This is a genomic window from Streptococcus sp. 3167, assembly GCF_013277175.1.
In the GTDB taxonomy this organism is placed as follows: domain Bacteria; phylum Bacillota; class Bacilli; order Lactobacillales; family Streptococcaceae; genus Streptococcus; species Streptococcus pseudopneumoniae.
In genome coordinates this window covers 1-797 of record NZ_VMML01000003.1, presented here as the reverse complement: position 1 = coordinate 797, position 797 = coordinate 1, and the positions used below count along the sequence as shown (strand labels likewise).

Sequence of the window (797 nt, the reverse complement as noted above, 5' to 3'; positions counted from 1 at the left end):
TTTCGAAGAGTATTAAATAGAGGCTTCCTCCATCTTCTCACGTCCTAGTTGTCGGTAACTACGGTCGCCGACAACTTCTACGCTAAACTGGCCGTCCTCATATTCAAGAATCGTCACGCTACCATTATCGAGACCATGCGGATGCATACCATTGATCAGATAAACAATGGTTCCAATGGTCATTCCGTGGCTGACGACAAGGGCATTGCCCCCACCTTGTTCTTCCATTTCTTTGGCAATCGCTTCAAAACCTTCCTTAATTCGGCCACTGAGTTTTTCCCATCCTTCAGCCCAACCAGCTGTATCGACCTCTACCAAGCCCTCAGCCAGTTCCGCATAAGATAATTGGTGAACGTGGTCCACATTAAAGATACGAGGAATAATGCCCATGAAAAGATCGCCATCGTAGGCTCCATCAAAGCTACCAAAACACCATTCTCTGATACGCTTGTCCATGCGATAAGGGATTTTCCCTTGCAGTCCAAGCTCCTCAAGTATAATTCCCATAGTCTGAATGGTGCGACCAGAATCACTGGAATAAGCGCGCTCAAACTGTAGACCAGATTCTCGCAAACCGATTCCTAATTCTTGAATCCCTCGTTCACCTTCAGCTGTTAAGGGAGTATCGCTCCAACCTTGCGCTCGACCAATCGTGTTAAACATAGTCTTGCCATGACGTACCAAATACAATCGTACTTTTACCATTTTCCGTCCTCCGTTTGCTTCTATTATAACATGGATGATAAAACAAAAGCCACCCATACAGGCGACTTTTGCAGGAGATTATTATGAAAAAG

The 797-nt window shown here is 45.3% G+C and carries 1 protein-coding gene; it reads right to left on the bottom strand.

Annotated features, from left to right (window positions below; genetic code table 11):
• Nucleotides 1-12: 12 nt before the first annotated feature.
• Entirely contained in the window at nucleotides 13-705 is a 693-nt protein-coding gene (locus HT678_RS00155) for a histidine phosphatase family protein (protein ID WP_119919659.1), read from the bottom strand.
• Nucleotides 706-797: the final 92 nt, after the last annotated feature.